The following is a 7572-nucleotide window of genomic DNA, read 5'->3' on the forward strand; positions in this document are numbered from 1 at the left end:
CTGGCGCATTCCAGAAGTTCGTAGCCGCGCAGAAAGCGGAAACTCCAAGCGTTGTTCGTTTGATCAACGGGATGGGCGACTCCACTCTGTTCAAATCATTCCAATACTGATTGGACGATCAAAAGCAAAACAGCGGCGGGATCCCTCGCCGCTGTTTGCGTTTAGGTCCAGCTCAAGACCACTTTGCCGGACTGACCCGACAGCATGGCGTCAAAGCCCTTGCCGAAGTCGTCGACGTCAAACCTGTGCGTGATAACCCGGCTGACGTCCAAGCCATTTTCAAGCATGGCAATCATCTTGTACCAGGTTTCAAACATTTCACGGCCATAGACGCCTTTGAGCGTAATCGCCTTAAAGACAATACGGCTCCAGTCCACGGGCGACTTGCCGGGCGGAATGCCCAACAGGGCAATCTTTCCACCCATCACCAGGTTCTCGACCATTTGATCCAATGCGATCTGGTTGCCCGACATCTCTAGCCCGACGTCAAAGCCCTCTTTCATGCCTAACTCGTGGATCACGTCTTCAAGCGCTTCGTGACGCACATCCACGGGCCGCGCCGTCGGCACCACATAACAGGCCAGCTTGAGCCGGTCGGGATTGATGTCGGTGATGACCACATTGCGCGCTCCGGCATGGCGCGCCACGGCCGCCGCCATGATCCCGATAGGGCCAGCGCCGGTGATCAGTACATCTTCGCCCAACAGATCAAAGCTGAGCGCTGTGTGCACCGCATTTCCCAGTGGATCCAGAATCGCACCGATCTCATCGGGTATCGAGTCTGGCAGGGGCACAACGTTGAACGCAGGCAGACGCAGATATTGTGCAAAGGCCCCCTGTTCGTTCACACCAATGCCCCGAGTGCCGGGATCAAGGTGGAATTTCCCCGCGCGACTCTGACGGCTGTCGGTGCCAATCAGATGTCCTTCGCCCGAGCAACGCTGCCCGATCTTGAGCCCAGTCACATCGCGACCCATGTCGACAATCTCGCCTGCGAATTCATGTCCGGTGATCATCGGCGTTGGCACAGTCGCCGCAGCCCAGTCATCCCAGTTCCAGATATGAATGTCAGTGCCGCAGATGCCGGTCTTTTTGACTTTGATCAGAACCTCGTCGTGGCCAATCTCTGGAACAGGGGCCGACACCATCCAAAGGCCGGTTTCCGGTTTGGATTTCTCGAGGGCTTTCATGGTGTTTGGGCGCGTCATGAGATCACCCCCAGATCGCGGCCGACTTTGCCAAAGGCCGCCAATGCGCGGTCAAGATCGTCTTGGGTCAAAGCGGCGTTCATTTGCGTGCGAATGCGCGCCTGCCCGCGCGGCACCACAGGAAAGAAGAAACCCGACACATAGACACCTTCGACAAACAGTCGGCGTGCCATCTCCTGCGCCAGTGTCGCATCACCCAGCATGACGGGAATAATCGGATGCGCGCCGGGCAGAAGCGTAAAGCCAAGCTCGCTTAGCCCTTCGCGCCAATAGTCAGCGTTCTTAAACAGTTGCGCGCGCAGCGCCCGTCCGTTTTCCACCAATGCGATCGCTTCCAGACCGGCCGCCACAATCGCAGGCGGCAGCGAGTTGGAAAACAGATACGGGCGTGCGCGTTGCCGCAACAGGTCGATGACAGGTTGCGGGCCCGCGATATACCCGCCGATCGCGCCGCCCAGGGCTTTGCCCAGCGTTCCGGTCAGTATGTCGACATCGACGCCAAAATGATCCGGTGTTCCGGCCCCATTTGGCCCCATGAAGCCCGTTGCGTGACAGTCGTCGACCATCACCACCGCGTCATAGGCTTTCGCTATTCGGGTGATCTCGGGCAGGTTCGCGAGGTAGCCATCCATGGAAAACACGCCATCCGTCGCCACCATAATATGGCGCGCACCAGCGGCGCGGGCCTCTTTCAGTTTGGTCTCTAAATCGGCCATATCGTTGTTGGCATAACGATAGCGCTGCGCTTTGCAGAGGCGAATGCCGTCGATGATAGAGGCATGGTTCAGACTGTCTGAAACAATGGCGTCCTCTGGCCCAAGAAGCGGTTCAAACAAACCGCCATTGGCGTCAAAGCAAGCCGCAAAAAGGATCGCGTCGTCTTTTTTCAGAAAGGCCGCCAGACGTTGCTCGAGCGTGCGGTGAATATCCTGCGTGCCGCAGATGAAGCGCACAGAGGCCATTCCAAAGCCCTTCGGCTCCATCGCGTCCTGCGCGGCTTTGATCAGATTGGGGTGATCTGCCAGTCCGAGGTAGTTGTTAGCACACAGGTTGATCACTGAATCGCCGCCGACCGAAATCTCCCCACCCTGAGGAGAGGTGATCATTCGCTCTGTCTTCATCAGTCCTTCTGCTTCGATCTGGTCCAGGGTTGCGGACACATGGGTCAGGAATTCAGTCGACATGGAACATCTCCTTTTCGGGAACCTTTATATCACATCTGTGATATTGGACGAATATCCATAATGCGGGATATTGCAACAAATTTCCGACATGACGGATGATTTTCTTACATAGCGAAATAGATGGGCTGCCCGCAGAAACGCAGATACCCGGCCAAAATCTTGGCCGGGGTCGCAACATTAGATCGAAATTTGGGAATTATGTGGTTTGCACAACCAAAAGGGCGCGCGCCGTGCCGATGGCTTCGATTGTGTGGTCGACATCCGCTTGATACCGCGCGGTATCGCCTGTGCCGACGTCTTCGGTGGCTGACCCGGACGTAACGCGAACGCGTCCGTCGATGACGGTCAGATGCTCGCGGGTGCCGCGACCATGAGGTCCGCTGACCAGCTTGCCGCCGCTTGCAAAGACAAGGTCATAAAGCTCGTGTTTGCCTGCATCTTCGGGTGCGCTGAGGATGCGGATGTTACAGCCTTCGCCGCGGTTCTCTATTGTGGGTACATTGACGGCCCGCAGAACCTCGACCCGATCGGACAATTCCTGACGATCCAGAAGCCCTGCGAAATCCACCTGCAGCGCGCGGGTCAGATTCCAAAGGGTCGCAATTGTCGGGCTGCTTTCACCCCGTTCGATCTGGCTGACCATCGACCGCGACACGCCGGACAGTTTGGCGACGGCATCCAAAGACAATCCCTGCGCGCGCCGCGCGTCCTTGAGCCGGGCTGGCAGCAGGTCGAGAATTTCCGTATCTGTAGTCATGTCCACTGACCTGCACGTCAAAGGTTAGCCTGTCAATGCAATTGCGGCGCACCGATCCAAATCTGGACGCGATCGGCATGGCCTTCGGCGTCCAGAACCGAAATGCTGGAAGCGCCTATCCCAATGTCTGGCAGGTGGAGTTCGCGCGCATATTGCCCCTGAAGAACCAGCCGATCATTGGCCAGCACGGAAAACGGAGGCACCCCGTGACGCAGTTTCAGCGTCACCCCATCCCCCGACTGTCCGATCCGCGCACCGTTGGGCGGAAACACCAACTCTGGCCCCTGCGCCTCTTGGAAAATCGCATTGCGTCCTTGGAATACGCGCAGCGGCGCGGGCAGTGCGGCTTGGCTGAGCAACAGGGTTTCCGGCGGTGGCGGAGGAAAGGCTTCCAGCTCGGGTTTGATCAGGCGAAACACATCAAACAGCACCGGGGCCGCCAGATCTCCGCCAAATGCGCCGGGCACAGGGGTTCCGTCTGGTCGACCCATCCAAACGCCGACAACATGTTTGGCGTCATAGCCGATTGCCCACGCATCGCGATGCCCATAGCTGGTGCCCGTCTTATAGGCCAAATGCCCCTGTGCGGCACCGGCGGGGGGCGGGATGTTGGACAGGATATGACTGACCTGCCACGCGGCTGACCGGCTGATAACCTGACGGCCCCCAGCTTGACCGGACGGGTGATAAGACAGGCGCACGCTTTGGCCCGCGTTCGCAAGGCCTGCATAGAGCGTGACAAGATCATGCAACGTGACGCCAAGTCCCCCCAGCGCCATCGCCAGACCCGGCGAGCCTCCGGGACGTCGCGCGTCTACGCCGGCCACGGTCAGCTTGGCCAAAAGCTGTGCGGGTCCGAGGTCTTCGGTCAGCAGAACAACCGGAATATTCAGGGATTGCTTCAGGGCGTCTTCGACGGCGATCTGTCCGCGAAACCGCCCGTCAAAATTCTGCGGGGCATAGGTGCCAAAGGCAACCGGACGATCATCAATCAGAGTTTTCGGGTGAATGAGACCCTGATCAAACCCCATACCATAGACCAACGGCTTTAACGTCGAGCCGGGCGAACGGTAGGCGCGGCTCATGTCGACAAACCCGTTGTTTTGCGATGCGGTATAGTTGGCCGACCCCAGACTTGCCAGGATTTCACCGCTTTGATGGTCCGCAACGATGACTGCGATGGACATCTGCGGATCGCGCCCATGCAGCGCTTTTGACGCCAGCGCCTGAACCGCCGCTTGCAGCGTCGCGTCCAGTGTCAGCTGGTGTGTGCGCGTAAGATCATCATCATACCGCAGCCTGTCTGCCAGATGCGGGGCCAGCATAGGCAGGGTGCGTCGCCGGGCAGGAACGGGCTCTGCGAGCGACGTGGCCTCGGGTACGACGCCTCGCGCGATCATGCGATCGATCACATGCTGACGCGCCGCATCCGCCGTATCGGGAAACCGGTCTGGTCTGCGTTTCTCGGGCGCTTGAGGCAAGGCAATCAACAGCGCCGCCTGCGCCGCGGTCAGACGCCAAGGCTCTTTGCCAAACCACGTCAGCGTCGCCGCACGCAGCCCCTCGATGTTGCCGCCATAGGGCGCGTTGGTCAGATAGACTGAAAGGATCTCGTCTTTGTCCAACCGGCGTTCCAGGGCCCAGGCCAGACGCATCTGGCGCAGCTTGCCCGCCACATCGCCGGTGCCGGAGTTTTCAAGCAGTCGCGCCGCCTGCATGGTCAGCGTCGAGCCACCCGAGACGATTGTCTGGTTCCAAACCGCCTGCCACGCGGCCCGCAAACCCGCGAGGAGGTCTACACCGTTGTGGCGATAGAACCGTTTGTCCTCATAGGCGATGAGCATCTCCAGAAATCGGGGGTCAACCTGATCCGGGCGCGCGCCCAGCCGAAACAGACCCTCTTCCACCGGAAATGCCCGCAAAAGCGTGCCGTTTCGATCCCGAACTTCGACGGATGTGTCCACTGCGATGACGGGCATCTCGGTGGCATCGATCCAGTCGTCAAACCCGTCGCGCAGGCCCGCGCCCAGCAGGACGCAGACCCATATCGCAAAGAGTGGCCTCAGCGTCACTGCGCCACCAATAGCCGTCCGGTGTCGGCCCGCGCCCGGTAGCGAGGATTGTACATGTCTTCGACACTCGCCGCGGGATGATGGAAATCACCCGGCGACACCGCCCGCACCACATAGGCCAGTTGGAACGCCTGATCAGATCGCCAATCCACGGCTGCAAGGAAACGATCACTGCGGAATTCCGTATGCGTCGCTCCGTTCAGCTCGAGCCATGACAGCTCTTTCAGATCGCCGCTGCGCAATAGGTTCGGGTTGTCGATCTCGAACCCTGCGGGCAGTGGATCGTTCACCATCAGCCGCGCGCCGCCTTTCTCAAAGGGTTTCACCCGCAGGACCGTCACGAACCGATCTCCGACACGGACAAGGTTGGGGTCAACCGGGGCGCCCTCCATCGTGAAATAGGTCCGCGTGATGGCATAGCCATAGCCGCCTGCTGCAACCTCATAGGCGGGGACTCCGACAGTGGTGATCGTCAGATCCGTGGCCACGGCCGACGCATTTGTAATGTCGACCGGCGCGAAAATGTCCTGCGCGACCGTGCGCACGAACGGCCCATCGACAGGCGCGCCGTTGACCAGAATACCGGCACTGCCCGGATCTTGGACTAAGGCATGTGCCGCCATCAAAGACCATGCGCTTTCCTGAGTGGACATGGACCGTGACGCATTGGCAATGCGTTGGCTGAGCGCTGATCTGTTGACAACGTCACTGCCTGCCTCGACCGCCAACGACAGCAAGCCCGCGGCATCTCTGAGGTTGCTGCCATAATCGGCCCGCCACAGTTGTGACGTCTCGTCCGAGGTGCGCGCTGCGATCTGGCGTGCGGCTGACGCAAACATCTGATCACTGCGCAACTGGTCGCCATAAAGCGCAAGGGCTGCGCCCAATTGCGCCGCAGCCAGCGGGGTGTCAAATGCTTCGGTTTTTACATCCGCGTAATAGCGCAGATCCCCGACAGCGGCTGCGCCTTCGCGGGCCAGAACCAGCAGGGCATAGGCAATTGGCCCGCCGTCCGTGTCAAAATCTGGCGCGAAATTGACCCGATTGCGCAGGTTGTCCATCGCCTGCCGGAACGCCAGTTGCGGCACTTCAAATCCTTGCGCGCGGGCGCGGCTTAGGAAATCGCTGACATAGGCATCCAGCCACAAATCTCCGGTGCCGGGGCGCCAAAGACCGAAGGCACCGTTGGACGATTGCCGGGTCAAAATCTGCGCGATCGCCTGATCTACGCGCTCTTGAATGCGGGCGCTATCGCCCAGACCCAAGGCCGCTGACAGGTCGTCAAAATACAGCAGAGGCAAGGCGCCCGATGTGATCTGCTCGGTGCAGCCGTAAGGATAGCGATCAAGTGCCGCCAGCAGACCCGGGGCATCAAACCGCGCCAGAGGCCCGGCCGACATGATCGTAGACCCGGTGCCGGGACGCAGATCCGCAAACAGGCCCTGATCGAAACTCAGGGTTTCCCCTGCAGCGAGCGTCAAGCGTTGTGTCGTGCTGATCTCGGGATCATTGATCCGCGCGGGCAGGGTCAGATCCTTGGTCAAAAGCTTGCCGCCAGGCGTGGTAATCGTAACCGAGATGCTGTGATCGCCCACACTGTCGACAGACAATGGGATCACCAGTTTGCGCGATTCAGACTCGGTCAGATCAATGCCTCTTGGCAGGGTCGCAAGATCCAGCTGAACACCACCGGTGGCAAAGACATCCAGACCCACGCGACCGGTGGGGCCTTCGGTATGGGTGAGTTCAAGCAGCAGACGGCTGGTGTCGCCCGGCGCAAGGAACCGTGGCAGGCTCGCGCTGAGAACGATTGGGTCACGCACCAACACCTCGCGGTCTGCCTGTCCAACCGCAGATGCGCTCCATGCGACGGCCATCAATTTCACGGTGCCGTTAAAGTCGGGCATGTCAAAGGTCACGCTTGCACGCCCAGAGGCATCAACCGCGATCGGGCCCGAGAAAAACGCGACCAGCTCTTCGGTGGGTGGCGGTGATTGCAGCCCGGCCTGCGCCAGCGCATCGCCACCGGATCGCACTGCGCCCATCGCGCCGTTCATTCCGTTGATAAGGCGGCCATAGACGTCGCGGATCTCGATGCCCAGCCGTCGCTGGCCAAAATAATGCCCCGCGGGATCGGGGCTTTGGAAGCCGGTCAGATTGAGAATGCCGACATCCACGGCGGCCAGAGTGACATAGGCCGTGTCTGTTGCGTTCGTGCCCGCAACGTCGATGTCGACGCGCAGCGGGCCGTTCGGTTCCATCTGCTCTGGCGCGCTGAGGGACACGGAAAGCTGCTTGTCGCCGGGATCGACCTTGGCATAGGCAAGCCCCAGGGCGCGCGACGGGTTCAG

At 60.1% G+C, this 7572-nt stretch carries 5 protein-coding genes; all 5 read right to left on the reverse strand.

Translation table 11 applies throughout. The annotated features are described in order from the left end of the window. Window positions 1-161: 161 nt before the first annotated feature. Window positions 162-1190, reverse strand: a complete 1029-nt coding sequence (gene tdh, locus ACEQWH_RS01725; RefSeq protein WP_370227720.1) for an L-threonine 3-dehydrogenase — start codon at window positions 1188-1190, stop codon at window positions 162-164. Between the two features lie 14 nt (window positions 1191-1204). After that, window positions 1205-2392 carry a glycine C-acetyltransferase gene (locus ACEQWH_RS01730; RefSeq protein WP_370227715.1) on the reverse strand — a complete coding sequence of 396 codons (1188 nt, stop codon included), beginning with the start codon at window positions 2390-2392 and terminating at the stop codon, window positions 1205-1207. A 196-nt stretch (window positions 2393-2588) separates the two neighbouring features. Further along, complete coding sequence (locus ACEQWH_RS01735) at window positions 2589-3149, reverse strand: helix-turn-helix domain-containing protein (protein ID WP_370227717.1); 561 nt, start codon at window positions 3147-3149, stop codon at window positions 2589-2591. A gap of 32 nt (window positions 3150-3181) precedes the next feature. Continuing rightward, window positions 3182-5215, reverse strand: coding sequence for a penicillin-binding protein 1C (gene pbpC, locus ACEQWH_RS01740; RefSeq protein ID WP_370227722.1), 2034 nt, complete (start codon window positions 5213-5215; stop codon window positions 3182-3184). Window positions 5216-5217: 2 nt separating this feature from the next. Then, on the reverse strand, window positions 5218-7572 hold a 2355-nt coding region (locus ACEQWH_RS01745; RefSeq protein WP_370227719.1), incomplete at its 5' end, for an alpha-2-macroglobulin.

It is taken from the genome of Cognatishimia sp., from assembly GCF_964229375.1.
GTDB lineage: Bacteria > Pseudomonadota > Alphaproteobacteria > Rhodobacterales > Rhodobacteraceae > Cognatishimia.